Here is a 15,770-nt window from a genome sequence, read left to right as displayed (position 1 = left end):
CTGAACTCCCGGCTGGCTGCGGACCTTGTCCGGCTCCTGGAAGGCGCAGGAAATTGCCCCGCCCGTTGGGGGAACGGGCGGGGCGGCGGGCCCGTGGGGGACGGGCCTCGGGGCAGGATCAGATGAAGTCGGGGCCGCGCGGCAAGGCGAGGACGAACACGGCACCCTCGCCGGGCTCGGAGGGCTCGAGCGTCAGCGTGCCGCCATGCGCATCGACGATGGTCTGCGAGATGGCGAGGCCGAGGCCGGTGCCCTCCATCTTGGTGCTCACCATCGGCTCGAACAGATGCTCGCGCACGCCGGGAGGCACGCCGGGGCCGGTGTCGGTCACACGGATGCGGACGCGGCTCCCTTCGGCCCAGCTCGAGACCGCGATCCGGCGCACCGGGCTGCTCCACATCGCCTGGACCGCGTTGAGCAGGAGGTTGGAGAGCACCATCTCGATCTGGATGCGATCCCCCAGCACGCAGGTGGAGCCCGGCGCGAAGCTGCGCACCAGCTCGACATCATCCAGGCACGACAGGCGGGCGCGCACGACGTCGAGCATCTCGACCAGGCATTCGGGGCGCGCGTCGATGCGGCCGGTCTTCACGAAGCTGCGCATGCGCAGCACGATGTCGGATGCGCGCGCGGTCTGCGCCGCCGCATCCTCGATAAAGCCGAGCAGCTGCTCGAGCCCGTGGATCCGCTCGCGCAGCACCGCGGCGCAGCCCAGCATGTAGTTGCTCGCGGCAGTCAGCGGCTGGCTAAGCTCGTGTGCCATCGCCGCCGCCATCGCGCTCATCGCGGTCAGCCGCGCGCCCGCCGCGGGATCGCCGGGCGCAAAGGGATCGCGCGGCGTATCATTCGCCGGAAACCGCGCCGAATCGCGCGCCCCGCGCAACTCGCCTTCGTCGGCACCGGCGCTGCGCCTGGCCATCGATACCCCGTCGAACCGCATCTGCTTCTCCGTGCCTCCGATTTCCCGCCCGTGGAAACCGGTATTCGCGGGTTCATTAGGACGAGTTGCGCCAGGTTGCTTTGCATTTCACGCCAACCCCTTGGCAGTTCACGTCACCCTGCATAAGAATTGGAATGTCTCGGATGCGCTCCGGACATGGGGAGGGTCCGGCATGACTTCGGGGCGTGCGGCCATGTTGATGGACTATGTCCCGGTCGCCCTGGAAGTTGGCCTCGATCCCTATCATATTCTTGCCGACATCGGCGTCAGCCCGTCGCAGCTCCGCAATCCCGAGGAACGGCTTCCCCGCGGCGCGATCGCTTCGATCCTCGAACGCTCGGCGATGGAAGCGAACTGCCCGCACTTCGGAATGCTGGTCGCCGAGCGGCGCGACCTTTCCTCGCTCGGCCCGTTGAGCCTCGTCCTCCAGCAGCAGGAGACGTTGGAGGACGCCCTCCGTATGCTGATCCGCTACCAGCATCTGCTGAGCGACCTGCTGACCTTCAATCTCGAGATCGAAGGCGACACGGCGCTGGTGCGGGCCCAGATCGTCAGCAAGATCGATTTCGCGCCGCGCCAGGCCCATGAAGCGGTGGGTGCGATGCTGTCGCGCGTCTTCATCGAGATCGGAGGCAGCGCATGGAAGCCGGAATGCCTGTATTTCATGCATGCCGCCCCGGACGCGCTGGAAGTGCACCACCGGGTGCTCGGTTGCCCGGTGCATTTCGGCAGCGGCGTCAACGGCGTCGCCTATGCGCGCGCGGCGCTGCACGCCCGCAACCCGGGCTATCGCTCGAACCTGGCCGCCTATGCGAACAGCTACTTCGAGACGCAGCTCCCCTCGGCCCCCTTGCTCACCGAAGCCGACCGGACGCGCCGGGCGCTCTTCATCCTGCTCGCATCGGGCAAGGCCTCGATCGAGAATGTCGCGCGCCACATCGGCGTCTCGCCGCGCACGCTCCAGCGCAGGCTGGAGGTAGAAGGCACCGGCTTCAGCGCGGTGCTGAACGGCGTGCGCCGCGAACTGGTGGTCCGCCATCTGCTCAACAACGTCCAGACGCTCGCCGCGATCGGCGAGATGCTGGGCTATGCCTCGCCCGCCGCATTCACGCGCTGGTTCACTTCCGAGTTCGGCATGTCGCCCAGCGCCTGGCGCCGCTCGGCGAGCGACGATCCTCCCCTCGCTCCGCCCCCGGCGGATGACGAGGATCCGACACCGGCCGGGCCACAGGCGATCGACGTGCCGACACCGTTGTGAGGTGGAAGACCGATACGTTGATAACCCAAACAAGCCCTTGAGATTACTTCCGTCACCCTCGCGCAGGCGGGGATGACGATGGAGAACAGCAGGGGTGAGGGCAGTTGCTGATTGAGCCTGGACCCTGAGGCTCGAGACGACACACACGCCGCAAGCCCCCACCGCTCCCCTTGCGACTCCCCGCCCCGCCTGCGATGTTCCGGCGATGCACGACCTCGACACTTTCATCGCCGGACTGCCCAAGGCGGAGCTCCATCTGCACATCGAGGGCAGCCTGGAGCCCGAGCAGATGTTCGCCTTTGCCCGGCGCAACGGCGTCGCCATCCCCTTCGCGTCGGTGGAGGAGGTTCGGGCGGCCTATGAATTCTCCAACCTCCAGGACTTTCTCGACATCTATTATGCCGGCGCCGACGTGCTGCGCACCGAGGAGGATTTCCACGACCTCGCCCTCGCCTATTTCGAGCGGGTGGCGCAGGACGGTGTCGTCCATGCCGAGATCTTCTTCGATCCGCAGACGCACACCCATCGCGGCATTCCGTTCGGCGTGGTCGCCAACGGGCTGCTCGCCGGCATGGAAGCGGCCGAGGCGCGGCTGGGCATCAGCTCCAAGCTGATCCTGTGCTTCCTGCGCCACCTGGACGAAGACGATGCCTTCAGGACGCTGACCCAGGCCCAGCCCTGGCTCGACCGGATCGCCGGCGTCGGCCTGGATTCGTCGGAGCTCGGCCATCCCCCATCCAAGTTCGAGCGCGTCTTCGCCGCCGCCGCCGCGATGGGGCTCAAGCGCGTCGCCCATGCCGGCGAGGAGGGCCCGCCCGAATATGTCGCCGAGGCGCTGGACCTGCTGGCGATCGACCGGCTGGACCATGGCAATCGCAGCCTCGAGGATTCGGCGCTGGTCGCCCGACTGGCCCGTTCCTCGATGACGCTCACTGTCTGCCCGCTTTCCAACGTCAAGCTGTGCAACGTCGCCTCGGTCGACGCGCATCCGATCGACCGGATGCTGCAGCTGGGCCTGCGCGCCACGGTCAATTCGGACGATCCCGCCTATTTCGGCGGCTATGTCGCCGACAATTACCGGGCGATCGCCCGGGGCCGCGACCTCAGCCGCCGCGACCTGGTGACGCTGGCGCGGAACAGTTTCCTCGGTTCCTTTCTTTCCGACGACGAAGTCGCCGCGCATCTCGCCCGGGTCGACGCCTATGCGGAGGAACACGCTTGAGCATCGTCTTCACCCCTTTCACCCATGAGGAGATGGTGGCGGGCGTCCATGCCATCGCCGCCGCCGCCGAAGCCTGGAACCCGACGCTGCTGGTCGGCGTCGGCCGCGGCGGGCTGACGCCGGCGGTGTTCCTGTCGCACCGCATGGGCCTGCCGCTCGTCTCGATCGATCATTCGACCAGGATCGCCCAGTTCGGCGAGGAACTGGTCTCGGTGCTGGCCCGGCGGACCCGCGACGGCGACCGGCTGCTGTTCGTCGAGGACATCAACGACAGCGGCAAGACGATCGGCGAGATCCGCGCCGCCCTGGCCGGCGAAAGCGCGATCGCCAGTCGTATCCGCTTCGCCGTGCTGCTCGACAATCTCCGCTCCTCGCAGCAGGTCGATTATCGTGCCCGCCCGATCGACCGCTCGGTCGACAAGGACTGGTTCGTCTTCCCCTGGGAAGCCATGGCGCCCCGCGACACGCTCGCCGAGGATGCGATGGAAGTTCCCGAGCGGCTGGCGTGATTTGACACGGGTTGTTCAGCCTCCGTCAATCGCGGATATGCCACGCTCCATCGTGGACACATCCCTGCCGGCGCGCGTTCGTTCCGTCATAGCAGTGCCCAGACTTTAACCTCGGAGGAACCATGTCGAGAACTCCCAAGCGCCCCCGGTTCGCAGCGCTTGCTCTCATCCTCGCCGGCAGCATCTCGCTGTCCGCCTGTATGACGGCGACCCCCTACCAGCCTGCCACCGGCAACGGCACCGCTGTCCGCAACGGCTATTCGGACACGCAGATCGAAAGCAATCGCTTCCGCATCAGCTTCTCCGGCAACAGCCTCACCTCGCGGGAGACGGTCGAGCGCTATCTGCTCTATCGCGCTGCCGAACTGACGCTCCAGCAGGGCTTCGATCACTTCATCCTGTCCGACCGCGATACTGAGAAGAAGACCGATATCGTGCGCGAGCCGGGCGCCTGGGGTCCCGGGCCCTGGGGCTATTGGAGCCCCTCCTGGCGCTTCTATCGCGGCCCGCGCTGGGGCTGGCGCAGCTGGGATCCCTTCTTCGACGATCCCTTCTGGCGCGACCGCGACTGGGATTATCGCACCGTCACCCAATATGAGGCGATGGCCGAAGTGGTGATGGGCAAGGGCCCCAAGCCCGCCGACAACCTGCGCGCCTTCGACGCGCACGAAGTGGTCAGCCGCCTGGGTCCGTCGATCCAGATGCCGGCCACGAAGTAAGCGGAGAAACTCCTCCCGCTTGCGGGAGGGGAACGCCCCCTCAAGGATCGTCATCCCCGCGCAGGCGGGGATCCAGGGTTACAGGCGGTATCGCCCTTGGCTCTGGATCCCCGCCTGCGCGGGGATGACGGCATAGGCTATGTACGGGCGGTACGGGCGGCCCGAAGGCCGACCCTGGCTCAGGCCACCTGGCCGTGGCAGTGCTTGTACTTGCGGCCCGAGCCGCAGGGGCACGGCGCGTTGCGGCTGACCAGCCCTTCCCACTGCGCCGGATCGGTGCCGAGATCCTCGGCCGAAGGCTGGGGAATGCCCATCTGCGGCAGGCGGGTGGTGATCAGCCCGGCCGCGCCGCCGTCATAGTCATAGGTATCGTCCTCGCCGGTCAGCGGATCGATATGGGTGGTCAGGAAATCGGGCAGCTGCGGCAGCTCGGGCGCCGGCTCCATGCGGAACTGGGCAAAGGCGAGCGTGCGGGTCACGTCCTCGCGGATCTGGCCGAGCATGCGCTCGAACATCGCGAACGCCTCGTGCTTATACTCGTTGATCGGCGTCTTCTGGGCATAGGCGCGCAGGTGCACGACCTGGCGCAGCGCGTCGAGCATCGCGAGATGCTCCTTCCAGTGATGGTCCAGATTCTGCAGCAGGATCGACTTCTCGATCTGGCTCCAGGTCTCGGGCTCCAGGTCGACGGCCTTGGCCTCGACCAGCTTGTCCGCGGCCTCGCGGACGCGCTCCTCGACCATCTCCGGCTCGATCTGCGCCTCGTCCCGGATCCACTGCTCCACCGGCGCATCGACGTTGAGGGTGCCGAGCACCTTCTCCTTGAGCTCCTCAACCTTCCACTGCTCGGGATAGGAGCCGTGCGGGCAATATTCGCCGACGATCGCGTTCACCGTCTCGGCGCGCATGTCGGTGACGACGTCGCCCACCGTCTCGGCGTCCATGATGTCGGCGCGCTGCTCGTAGATCACCTTGCGCTGATCGTTCATCACGTCGTCATATTCGACGACCTGCTTACGGATGTCGTAATTGCGCGCCTCGACCTTGCGCTGCGCAGTCTCGATCGCCTTGCTCAGCCATTTGGAGCCGATCGCCTCGCCATCGGCGATGTTGTTGCGCATCATCTTGGCGAACAGCGTGTTCGAGCCGAAGATGCGCAGCAGGTCATCGTCCAGCGAGAGGTAGAAGCGGCTGAGGCCCGGATCGCCCTGGCGGCCCGAGCGGCCGCGCAGCTGGTTGTCGATGCGGCGGCTCTCGTGGCGCTCGGTACCGAGCACGAACAGGCCGCCGGCCTCCTTCACCTTCTGCTTCTCCGCCGCGATCTCCGCCTTGATCTGCTCGATCGCGGCTTCCTTGGCCGGCCCCTCTTCCATATCGGCGAGCTCGTCATGGACGCGGAACTCGAGATTGCCGCCCAGCTGGATGTCGGTGCCGCGGCCGGCCATGTTGGTGGCGATCGTCACCGCGCCCAGCCGGCCTGCCTGCGCCACGATATGCGCCTCGCTCTCGTGATGGCGGGCGTTCAGCACCGCGTGATCGACGCCCTCGCCGGTGAGGAACTCCGACAGCATCTCCGACTTCTCGATCGAGACGGTGCCAACCAGCACCGGCTGGCCCTTGGCGGCATGTTCCTTGATTCTCTTGGCAATCGCCCGGAACTTCTCGTCGAGCGTCTTGTAGAACTCGTCCTCCTCGTCGACGCGCTGCACCGGCAGGTTGGTCGGGATGGTGACGACGTTCATCTTATAGATGTCGAAGAATTCGGGCGCCTCGGTCGCCGCGGTGCCGGTCATGCCGCCGAGCTTCGGGTACATGCGGAAATAGTTCTGGAAGGTGATCGAGGCGAGCGTCTGGTTCTCCGGCTCGATGTTGACGCCTTCCTTCGCCTCCACCGCCTGGTGCAGGCCGTCCGACCAGCGCCGGCCGTCCATCATGCGGCCGGTGAACTCGTCGATAATGACGACCTTGTCGTCCTTCACGATATAATCGATGTCGCGCTTGAACATCACGTTCGCGCGCAGCGCCTGGTTCAGGTGGTGGACGACCTGGGTGTTCTCGAAATCGTAGAGATTGGCGCCCTGGAGCAGCCCGGCGGCCTCAAGCATGCGCTCGACCTTCTCGGTGCCGTCCTCGGTCAGCACGATGGTGCGCTGCTTCTCGTCCTTCTCGTAATCCTCGGGCACCAGCTGCTTCACCACCACGTCGACACCCATATAGAGCTCGGACTTGTCGTCGGTGGGGCCCGAGATGATGAGCGGCGTGCGGGCCTCGTCGATCAGGATCGAGTCGACCTCATCGACGATCGCGAAGTTGAACGGGCGCTGCGTCATCGAGACGCGCTCATACTTCATGTTGTCGCGCAGATAGTCGAAGCCGAACTCGTTGTTCGTGCCATAGGTGATGTCCGAGCCATAGGCCTCGCGGCGCTCATGGTCGGAGAGGTTGGGCACGATCACGCCGACGGTGAGGCCGAGGAACTTGTAGACCTGGCCCATCCACTCCGCGTCGCGCTTGGCGAGATAGTCGTTGACGGTGACGACATGGACGCCGTCGCCCGGCAATGCGTTGAGATAGGTCGCCAGCGTCGCGACCAGCGTCTTGCCCTCACCGGTGCGCATCTCGGCGATCTCACCGCGGTGAAGCACGATGCCGCCCACCATCTGCACGTCATAATGGCGCTGGCCGAGCACGCGCTTGGCCGCCTCGCGCACCGTGGCGAAGGCTTCCGGAAGCAGCGCGTCCAGCTTCTCGCCATTGGCGAGCCGTTCGCGGAACTTCACCGTCTGGCTCGAAAGCTCGTCGTCGCGCATCGCCGAGATCGCCGGCTCGAAACCGTTGATCTTGTTCACGATGCTGCCGAGCGACTTCACATAGCGATCGTTCGAGGAACCGAAGAGGGTCTTGGCAAAACCGCCGAGCATGGATTTTCCAGTCTGTGTCTAGGGTGGTCGGACAGGCGCGCCGCCACGGCCGGCGCCCGTTTGAATGCGAGAACGGAAGAACGGCCGCCGGGTTCAGCGAACCGCGGAAAAGCTCATTCGAGCCGGCGCTCGAAGGGCAGGTGCAACGCGGCGGGCGCGTTCCGCACGGCCGCGAGCGGAAGAACCCTTTCGGGCCGCAGCAGCGGCACGGGGAGCGCGGGCGCCGCGCGACGGGCCGGAAGCACCGCCGCCTGTGCCGCCTGGGCGGCCTGGACCACCGCCACGCCCTGCATCTGCCGAAGTCCACCGCGATCGGCCGAACCGGCACCGGTCAGGCTCGCGAGGAAGGCAGTGAGGAGAAGCAGCAGTTCCAAAATAAGGCCTTGTCATGGGGCGCCGCACGGCACCGCGACCAGCGACATAATTATTGCCAGGCGGTTCGTCCAATCAAAGTTGATCGTCCCGTCCAATACCGACTCGGTAGGCTGGCCCCCGGTTTCGTGCTAATATGGGCATCGGGGCCGCCAAGGCTTGCGTATCGACGCAAGCGATAATCGACAAATAGTTGCGCTGCCACGGCTGGCAGCGCGCAACGAGGCGACGATCCATGGCGGTCCGTCTCGAATGAGCTTTCTGTCGCCTCCCACCCCGGGAGACGGCCTGTTCCGCGCAAAATACTCTAGTTCTGGAGAGCAGCATGATCTCAATCCGCAAGCATTTGCCGGCGCTGGCCCTGGCCACCGCGGTCTTCGGCATCTTCTCCGCCGCCCCAGCGGCGGCGCAGGCGACGCGCACCTGGGTCTCGGGCGTCGGCGACGACGTCAACCCGTGCAGCCGCACCGCGCCGTGCAAGACCTTCGCAGGCGCGATTTCGAAGACGGCCACGGGCGGCGAAATCAATTGCCTCGATCCGGGCGGCTTCGGCACGGTGACCATCACCAAGTCGATCACCCTCGATTGCACGGGCACCTTCGGCAGCGTCCTCAATTCGGGGGTCAACGGCATCATCATCAACGACAGCGCCTCGGCGACGCCGAACACGGCCAAGGTGGTGCTGCGCGGCCTGTCGATCGACGGCGCCGGCGTCACCCAGGGCGTCAACGGCATCCGCTTCCTTTCAGGCGCGTCGCTGGTGGTGGAGAATGTCTTCATCTCCAACCAGGGCAGCGGCTATGGCATCTCGTTCCAGCCGGCGGTGAGCGGCTCGCTCTCGGTCAGCCACTCGGTGATCGCGAACAACGGCACTCCCGCCGCGGGCGGCGGCATCCTGGTGCAGCCGACGGGCTCGGGCACCGCACGCGCCACCATCGACAATGTCCAGCTGTTCAACAACGGCGACGAGGGCATTCGCCTGGACAGCACGGGCAGCAACGGCGCGGGCGTGTTCGCCGAAATCTCGAACAGCGTGCTTTCGGGCGCGGACGGCGGCCTCAACGTGGTTGCTCCTTCCACGCTGGTCGTCGGCACGATCGTCAACAGCCAAATCTACAATAATGGCGGCATCGGCATCAATTCGCAGAGCGCCCTGGCGCGTGTCGAAGCCTCGGGCAACACCATCTCGGCCAACGGCATCGGCGTCTCCGCCTCGGGCGGTGCCGGCCTGACGAGCTATGGCGACAACCGCCTGAGCCGCAACACCGTCGATGGTACCTTTACCGGCACCGTCGCCAAGCAGTGACGAAAAGGGTCCCCGGCCGGGCTTCGGCCGGGGACCTTCCTTCCGGATGCCGCAGCGCGGCCATCCGATCCGGGCAAAGACAGCCTATGCCACCGGGCCCGGGAAGATCATTGCGCCGGCGCGGGGCCCGCGACGAACTCCACCGCCGCCGATCGCGATTCGGGCGCCTTGCCCTTCTCCGCCCGCAGGGTAACGGTCGAAACCTGCTGGCAGGCGACCTTGTCGATACCCGGGCTGCCGCTCGACTGCTCGAGCGTGCAGGCCGAGACCGCGCCCTTCTCGTTGAAGTCCAGATGAACGATCGGCGCGTGGTGATAGCTCGCGGGCAGCTTCTGCACGGTGATCGTCATGATGGAAGCCGGCACGGCCGACACGGTCTGGCCGGCAAGGGCCAGGAGGGTAGCGAAAATCATCGAATATGCCTTTCGAGTCTTTGGCGACCCGCCATTGGTAACGCGTCGCCCCGCGCTGTCCATCACCCGGCTCAGGGCGTGCGCGAAATCGCTACCTCCATCGTGCCCGTGGTGGCACGCGGCTTCCCCGCGGCATCGAGCGGCGGCACATAGGGGCCGGGGCCCCAGCTGCACGGGCTCGGCATGAAATCCAGCACCCCCTCCTGCCCCGTCGGGACGTCGCGGCAATTCTCCACCTTGCCGCTCTCGGCGATGTCGAACTGAATCTGCCGCCGCGCCACCATCACCTGCCCCGCCTTGGCATGGAAGCGGGCAGGCCCGGCCTCGCCGCCGAAATAGTTGGCCAGCTCCATCGTCACGGTGCGCGGCGCGCCCGTGCCGCCGATCGCCGCGAGCAGCATCGCGGGCATCTCCTTGCCATAGGATGAGCAGGGCTCCCCGATCTTCTCGGTCACATGGCCCTCATATTTCTCCTCGCAGCCCAGCACGGCGCCATCGCCCGCCAGGCGGATGATCGCGGCGCTGTGCGACCAGGCGATCGGCTCGGGAACGGCAGCCGGCAGCTTCCAGGTGATCTGGCCGCGATAGTGCAGGTCGGCCTGGGGCGTGCTGAACCGCGCGCGCTGGGTCAGCAGCGTGCAGGTGGTGGCATCGAGCGTGCCGGAGCCCGAGGGCTGGGCGATCTCGCACTTCCCGACCGCGCCATCGCGGGCAATCGTCAGGTCGAAGCGCACCGTGCCTTCCTCGCCGTTGCGGAGCGCGGCCGCCGGATAATCGTCCTCCGTCACCCATTCCTGGACGTTGAGCGGCTTCACCCGCGGCGCATCCTGCGGCGCGAGCCCCGCCAGCATCACCAAAAGCATTTGATCTTTCCCCCTGCTTGCCCGAAGCGGACGCCAGCTTAGCAACAGGTCCTTGCATGTCCATCGAACGCTCCCCGCTTGCGCTTCCCTTTCCCGCCCTGCCGGCGATCCCCGGCGTCACCGCGCGCGTCGCCCGGGCGCGATACAAGAGCTGGGACCGCTGCGACCTGACCTTCATCGAACTAGCGCCGGGCACTTCGGTGGCGGGCGTGCTGACCGGCAGCAGATGCCCCTCGCCCGAGGTGGAATGGTGCCGCAAGGCGCTGCCATTGGGCGAGGCGCGGGCGCTGGTGGTGAATGCAGGCAATTCCAATGCCTTCACCGGCAATCGCGGCCGCGCCGCGGTGGAAGCGATCGCCGCCCGCGCCGCCGCGCATCTCGGCTGCCGGCCGTCCGACGTGTTCGTCGCCTCCACCGGGGTGATCGGCGTGCCGCTGCCGATCGACAAGGCCGAAGCGGGCCTCGACAGCGCGTTCACCGCCGCGCCCTGCAGCTGGGAAGATGCCGCCGCGACGATCATGACCACCGACACCTTCGCCAAGGGCGCGGTCACGCAAGCCGTGGTGGGGGGCAGGACCGTCAGCCTGATCGGCATCATCAAGGGATCGGGCATGATCGCGCCGGACATGGCGACCATGCTCGGCTTCCTCTTCACCGATGCCGCGGTCGACCCGGCCTTCCTGCAGGCCGCGCTTGGCGATGCCAACCGCAAGAGCTTCTCGTGCATCACCGTGGACGGCGATACCTCCACCAGCGACACGGTGCTCGCCTTCGCCACCGGCAGCGCGGGCAATGCAGTGCTGGCAAGCGACGAGGACGACGGCGCCGACGCCTTTCGCGCCGCGCTCCAGGATCTGTGCCACCAGCTCGCCCAGCTCGTCGTCCGCGACGGCGAAGGCGCGCAGAAGCTCATCGAGATCACCGTCGAGGGCGCAGAGAGCGATGCGAGCGCGCACCGCATCGCCATGTCGATCGCCAATTCGCCGCTGGTGAAGACCGCGATCGCGGGCGAGGATGCCAATTGGGGCCGCGTGGTGATGGCAGTGGGCAAGGCTGGCGAGCCCGCCGAGCGCGACCGGCTCGCCATCCGCTTCGGCACCACCCAGGTGGCGCGCGACGGCCTGGCGGTGGAAGGCTATGACGAGGCACCCGTCGCCGCGCACCTGAGGGGCCGCGAGATCGAGATTGGCGTCGAACTGGGCCTTGGCGAAGGCCGCGCCACCGTATGGACCTGCGACCTGACGCACGGATACATCTCGATCAACGCGGATTACCGGAGCTGAGCCGGCGGGGAGGCGGAGGCCCCGCCGCCTGCCCGGATGCGAACGCAGTTACTAGCCCCCGCCATCCCCGCCCTCGCGGGAATGGCGATGGAGACAATCCAGCGCCAGGATCTCAGGCAGCGCCGGACGCGCCCGCGGTCAAAGCGAGCGCTCCACCCATTGCTTGATCGCGCTCTTCGGCATCGCGCCGACCTGGGTTGCCGCCGGCTGGCCGTCCTTGAACAGGATCATGGTGGGAATGCCGCGCACGCCGTATTTGGTCGGCGCGTCGGGATTCTCGTCGATGTCGATCTTGATGATCTCGACCCTGTCGGCCAATTCCTCGGCCAGTTCCTCGAGCGCCGGTGCGATGATCTTGCACGGCCCGCACCATTCCGCCCAGAAATCGACGAGCACGGGCTTGTCGGCCTCGAGAACGTCTGCGGAAAAGCTGGCGTCGTTGGTCGCCTTGGTGGCCATGATCAAACTCCTGATACGATATCGGCCGCTAATCTATGATCGCACCTCGCAGGGTCAAGCGCGCAAGCCCAAGCTTTGCTCCATATCCGTGAAGCCCGGCTTGTGGGCCAAGAGCAGATCGGCCGGCAGGAGATGGAGCACCGGCCCCGCCGCATAGAGCAGACCAGCCTCGATCACGCGCCCCGGAAAGATCACCGCCAGCGCAGCGGCATAGGCCGCCATCTGCCTGAGGTGATAGGGAGGGATCTCGGCCAGGGACGCCGGTGCGCGGCGGCCGGTCTTGAAGTCGACCACCCGGGCATGGCCGGGCGTCACCACCAGCCGGTCGACCGTGCCCGAGACGACGAGCCCATCCCCCACCACCGCGGCGATGGGCGCTTCCCCCAGCGACATGGGGCCGAACAGCTCGGCGAAGCGCGGATCCTCGGTGACCGCCAGCGCCGCGGCGACAAGCTCGGCGCGCCGGGCCGGATCGCCGACGCCCCCCGCCCCGGCCAGCCAGCGCTCCGCGGCGGCGGCGCGCTCGGCGGGGCTGACCGACGGCAATCGCTCGAAAAGGGAATGGAGCAGCCGGCCGCGCTCGGCGGCAGCGCGCAGCGCGGGCGTGGGCGGCGGATCGGCCACGGCATCGTCGCCCAGCGCGGAGGGTGCCAGCGGGCGCGGCGGGCGGGCCTCCTCGGGCGCGGGGCGGCGGGCCCAGCCGGGAAGCGCCGCCGCCTCGGCGGGCTCCGATGCCGGACGGGACCGGGCCGGAACCGGCGCCTGGGGCTGCAATCCCTTGAATTCGCGGACCTCCCCCTCGGCCACGCCCAGGGCATCGAGGGCGGCGGCGCTGGCGGCATACCAGCTCTTCTGCGGGGGGACGCCCTTGGCCTGGGGGCCCAGGGCACCGGCGATGACCAGCCGCTCCTCGGCTCGGGTGGCAGCCACGTAGAACAGACGCCAATGCTCGCTGAGCTCCCGCGCATCGGCATTTTCGAGGACTTGCCCCAGCACCCCCCGCTCGGCGGCGCGAGGCCGGAAGATCGGCAGCTTTCCGGAAGCGGCAGACGGTTCCCAATGCAGAAAGTCGCGCGGGGACCGCGTCGGGTCGACGGTGGCGTCGGCGAGGACGACCAGGGGCGCCTGCAGGCCCTTGGCACCATGCGCGGTCATCACCCGCACCGCCGCCTGGGGTTGGGCCGCATCGCGGACGATCTCCACATCGCCGCGATCGAACCAGTCGAGGAACCGCTGCAGGGAAGGCGTCGCGACCTTTTCGAAGTTGAGGGTCGCATTGAGCAGCTCCTCGATCGGATCGCGCGCTTCCTCACCCAGGCGGCGCAGCAGCTTGCGGCGGCCATCCAGGGGACCGGAGAGCAGTTCCTCCAGAAAGCGATAGGGCGTGGCGATGTCCGCGCGGGCGAGCAACGCATAGAGCGGCGCCAGGCGCTCCTCTGGCTGGGTCTTGCGCAGATGGCGCCACAATCCGCCGCCCTTGCGGACCGCGGCGTCCATCAGTTCCTCCTGGGTCCAGCCGATCAGCGGCGAGACGAGCAGCGACGCCAGCGACAGATCGTCCTCGGGCTGGAGTGCGAAGCGGATGGCGGCGAGCAGATCCTGCACCGCCAGCGGCGCGTTCAGGCGCAGGCGATCGACGCCCGCCACCGGCACACCCTCGGCATAGAGCCGCGCGACGATCAGCGAGGCGAGCTCGCCGCGACGCTTGACCAGGATCATCACGTCCTCCGGGGCAAGCTTGCGGCCCTTGCTCTCCAGGTCGAGATTGCCGATCCAGCCCTTGATTGCCCGGGCGATGCGCCTGGCCAGTTCGCGGGTTGCATCGCTGACCCACTCCTCCTCGTCCGCCTCGCTGCCGCCTTCGGTGACCGGCGGCCACAAGGTCACGGTGCCTGGACCCGGCACTTCGCTGGCATGCGGCTCGGCGTCGGAAAGCTCGCCCATGCCCGGCCCCGGCAGCGCGCCGATCGCGGCGTCGACGAACTCCAGCACCGGCCGGGTCGAGCGGAAGCTGTGCGTGAGCGACAGCTCCTCCACTTCGCGCGGCTCCACCTCGAAGCCCGGATCGGGATGGATGCGCGACCTGGCGAGGAAGCGCTCGAACGCGGCGCGGAAGAAGATCGGGTCGGTGCCCTGGAAGCCGAAGATCGCCTGCTTGTAGTCACCCACGGTGAACAGGGTGCGGACCGTCTCCGCGCGCGCGCCCTCGCCGACGAAGAACTCGTCCGCGATCGCGCTGACGATCGCCCATTGCTGGGGATTGGTGTCCTGCGCCTCGTCGATCAGGACGTGCTCGGTCGCGGTATCGAGCTTGAAGCGCACCCATTCGCCCATGCCCGGCTCGGCGAGCAGGGCCACGGTGCGGTGGATCAGGTCGTTGAAGTCGACCGCGCCGAGCCGGCGTTTGGCCCGCGCATAGGTCTCGGCATAGACCCGGCCCGCTTCGAGCCCCGAAGCGAGCAGGTCGGCATAGGCGGCCTGGGTCTTCATGCCGAGCAGTTCGGTGCAGGTCTCGTAGAGGCGCATCGCATAATCGGCATAGGCCGGATCCTGCGGCGCCTGCCCCTTGCCGAAGGAGCGCGGCTCGCCCTTGGCGGTGGCCCAGATCGAATGGAGATCGGCGAGACCGGCGGCGCGCGCCTCGGGCGATCCGGACAGCCAGGCGGCGGCGATGTCGGCCCGCTCCCGGCCGCGCGCAGTGTCCCAATCGGCATTCATCACCGTGAGCGCCCGCAAGCTGCCGAGATCGAAGGCATCGTCTGCACAGCGCCGGGCGATCTCGGCGTCCACATCGCCCTCGGGAAGTCCGAGCGCCTCACGCAGGAAAGGCTGGACCAGGATCGGCAGCTCGGCCAGCGCCTCGCCTTCGCGCGCGCAGGCCTTGAGGAAATCCTCGGCCTTGCCCTCGCCCAGCCGCAGCGACAGCGCGCCGACCGCGTCGACGATCCAGCCGCGCCCCTCGCGCTCGGCATCGACCAGCATCTCGGCCAGCGCCTCGCGCGCCAGCACTGCTTCCTCGCGCTGGTCGAGCGGGCGGAAGCCGGGGACGAGCCCCGCCTCCATCGGGAAGGCGGCGAGCAGCGACTGGCAGAAGCTGTGGATCGTCTGGATGCGGATGCCGCCGCCGGGCGCGTCGAGCACCTTGGCGAAGAGCTGGCGAGCCTTGCCGATCATTTGCGGCGTCGCGGTCTCGCCCAATGCGGCGAGATCCGCACGAAGGCTGCCCTCGTCGCTGCGCACCCATCGCGCCAGGCGGCTCGTGATGCGCTCCGACATCTCCGCCGCGCCGGCCTTGGTGAAGGTAAGGCAGAGGATCGCTCCCGGATCGGTGCCGTTCAGCAACAGGCGCCAGACGCGCGCCGCGAGCACCTGGGTCTTGCCGGTGCCCGCCGAAGCGGACAGCCAGACGTGCCGCTCCGGATCGCTTGCCCGGCTCTGATTGCCCTTCAAGGGGTGGAGGGGGCGGACTTCAGACATTTGCCGCGTCCGTCCTCATCCCTGCTTC

Annotated in this window: 13 protein-coding genes; 6 read left to right on the top strand and 7 right to left on the bottom strand. The window is 67.7% G+C overall.

Going from position 1 to position 15,770, the window contains the following annotated elements; translation table 11 throughout:
* Window positions 1–118: 118 nt before the first annotated feature.
* Complete coding sequence (locus ACIQCS_RS07045; protein WP_345851341.1) at window positions 119–940, bottom strand: ATP-binding protein; 822 nt, start codon at window positions 938–940, stop codon at window positions 119–121.
* A 172-nt stretch (window positions 941–1,112) separates the two neighbouring features.
* Here ACIQCS_RS07045 and ACIQCS_RS07040 point away from each other — a divergent pair, with 172 nt between their 5' ends.
* The 4 genes from ACIQCS_RS07040 to ACIQCS_RS07025 all read left to right on the top strand — a co-directional run bounded on the left by ACIQCS_RS07040 (window position 1,113) and on the right by ACIQCS_RS07025 (window position 4,648).
* Complete coding sequence (locus ACIQCS_RS07040; RefSeq protein ID WP_345851338.1) at window positions 1,113–2,198, top strand: AraC family transcriptional regulator; 1,086 nt, start codon at window positions 1,113–1,115, stop codon at window positions 2,196–2,198.
* 205 nt (window positions 2,199–2,403) lie between these two features.
* The gene (locus ACIQCS_RS07035) at window positions 2,404–3,420 is read left to right on the top strand and encodes an adenosine deaminase (RefSeq protein WP_345851337.1); all 1,017 of its coding nucleotides are present in this window, start codon (window positions 2,404–2,406) and stop codon (window positions 3,418–3,420) included.
* Window positions 3,421–3,452: 32 nt separating this feature from the next.
* The gene (locus ACIQCS_RS07030; RefSeq protein WP_401530511.1) at window positions 3,453–3,929 is read left to right on the top strand and encodes a phosphoribosyltransferase; all 477 of its coding nucleotides are present in this window, start codon (window positions 3,453–3,455) and stop codon (window positions 3,927–3,929) included.
* A gap of 122 nt (window positions 3,930–4,051) precedes the next feature.
* On the top strand, window positions 4,052–4,648 hold the full coding sequence (locus tag ACIQCS_RS07025) for a CC0125/CC1285 family lipoprotein (RefSeq protein WP_280281844.1): 597 nt from the start codon (window positions 4,052–4,054) through the stop codon (window positions 4,646–4,648).
* Window positions 4,649–4,827: 179 nt separating this feature from the next.
* Here the strand turns inward: ACIQCS_RS07025 and secA are convergent, their stop codons facing one another.
* Both secA and ACIQCS_RS07015 read right to left on the bottom strand, forming a co-directional pair.
* Window positions 4,828–7,569, bottom strand: coding sequence for a preprotein translocase subunit SecA (gene secA, locus ACIQCS_RS07020; RefSeq protein ID WP_345851333.1), 2,742 nt, complete (start codon window positions 7,567–7,569; stop codon window positions 4,828–4,830).
* Window positions 7,570–7,682: 113 nt separating this feature from the next.
* Window positions 7,683–7,943 (bottom strand): hypothetical protein, encoded by a 261-nt coding sequence (locus ACIQCS_RS07015; RefSeq protein WP_345851332.1) that lies wholly within the window; start codon window positions 7,941–7,943, stop codon window positions 7,683–7,685.
* Window positions 7,944–8,266: 323 nt separating this feature from the next.
* On the opposite strand from ACIQCS_RS07015, the gene ACIQCS_RS07010 reads away from it, so the two are divergent.
* Complete coding sequence (locus tag ACIQCS_RS07010; protein ID WP_345851330.1) at window positions 8,267–9,247, top strand: right-handed parallel beta-helix repeat-containing protein; 981 nt, start codon at window positions 8,267–8,269, stop codon at window positions 9,245–9,247.
* A 107-nt stretch (window positions 9,248–9,354) separates the two neighbouring features.
* Here ACIQCS_RS07010 and ACIQCS_RS07005 read toward each other — a convergent pair whose 3' ends face one another.
* Both ACIQCS_RS07005 and ACIQCS_RS07000 read right to left on the bottom strand, forming a co-directional pair.
* Entirely contained in the window at window positions 9,355–9,660 is a 306-nt protein-coding gene (locus ACIQCS_RS07005; RefSeq protein ID WP_345851327.1) for a hypothetical protein, read from the bottom strand.
* 71 nt (window positions 9,661–9,731) lie between these two features.
* A complete protein-coding gene (locus ACIQCS_RS07000) occupies window positions 9,732–10,523 on the bottom strand; it encodes an energy transducer TonB (RefSeq protein ID WP_345851326.1) in 792 nt (263 codons plus the stop codon).
* A gap of 56 nt (window positions 10,524–10,579) precedes the next feature.
* On the opposite strand from ACIQCS_RS07000, the gene argJ reads away from it, so the two are divergent.
* Window positions 10,580–11,806: a bifunctional glutamate N-acetyltransferase/amino-acid acetyltransferase ArgJ gene (argJ, locus tag ACIQCS_RS06995; RefSeq protein WP_345851325.1), complete on the top strand. Its 1,227-nt coding sequence runs from the start codon at window positions 10,580–10,582 to the stop codon at window positions 11,804–11,806.
* A 138-nt stretch (window positions 11,807–11,944) separates the two neighbouring features.
* On the opposite strand, the gene trxA is transcribed toward argJ, so the two are convergent.
* Together trxA and addA are read right to left on the bottom strand one after the other, a co-directional pair.
* On the bottom strand, window positions 11,945–12,265 hold the full coding sequence (gene trxA, locus ACIQCS_RS06990; RefSeq protein WP_345851324.1) for a thioredoxin: 321 nt from the start codon (window positions 12,263–12,265) through the stop codon (window positions 11,945–11,947).
* 54 nt (window positions 12,266–12,319) lie between these two features.
* Window positions 12,320–15,742 (bottom strand): double-strand break repair helicase AddA, encoded by a 3,423-nt coding sequence (gene addA / locus ACIQCS_RS06985; RefSeq protein ID WP_345851322.1) that lies wholly within the window; start codon window positions 15,740–15,742, stop codon window positions 12,320–12,322.
* Window positions 15,743–15,770: the final 28 nt, after the last annotated feature.

It is taken from the genome of Sphingomonas sp. NPDC092440 (assembly GCF_044754985.1).
In the GTDB taxonomy this organism is placed as follows: domain Bacteria; phylum Pseudomonadota; class Alphaproteobacteria; order Sphingomonadales; family Sphingomonadaceae; genus Sphingomonas.
Note: the sequence above shows the minus strand (reverse complement) of the source record. Positions and strands in the feature narration are given on the sequence as shown.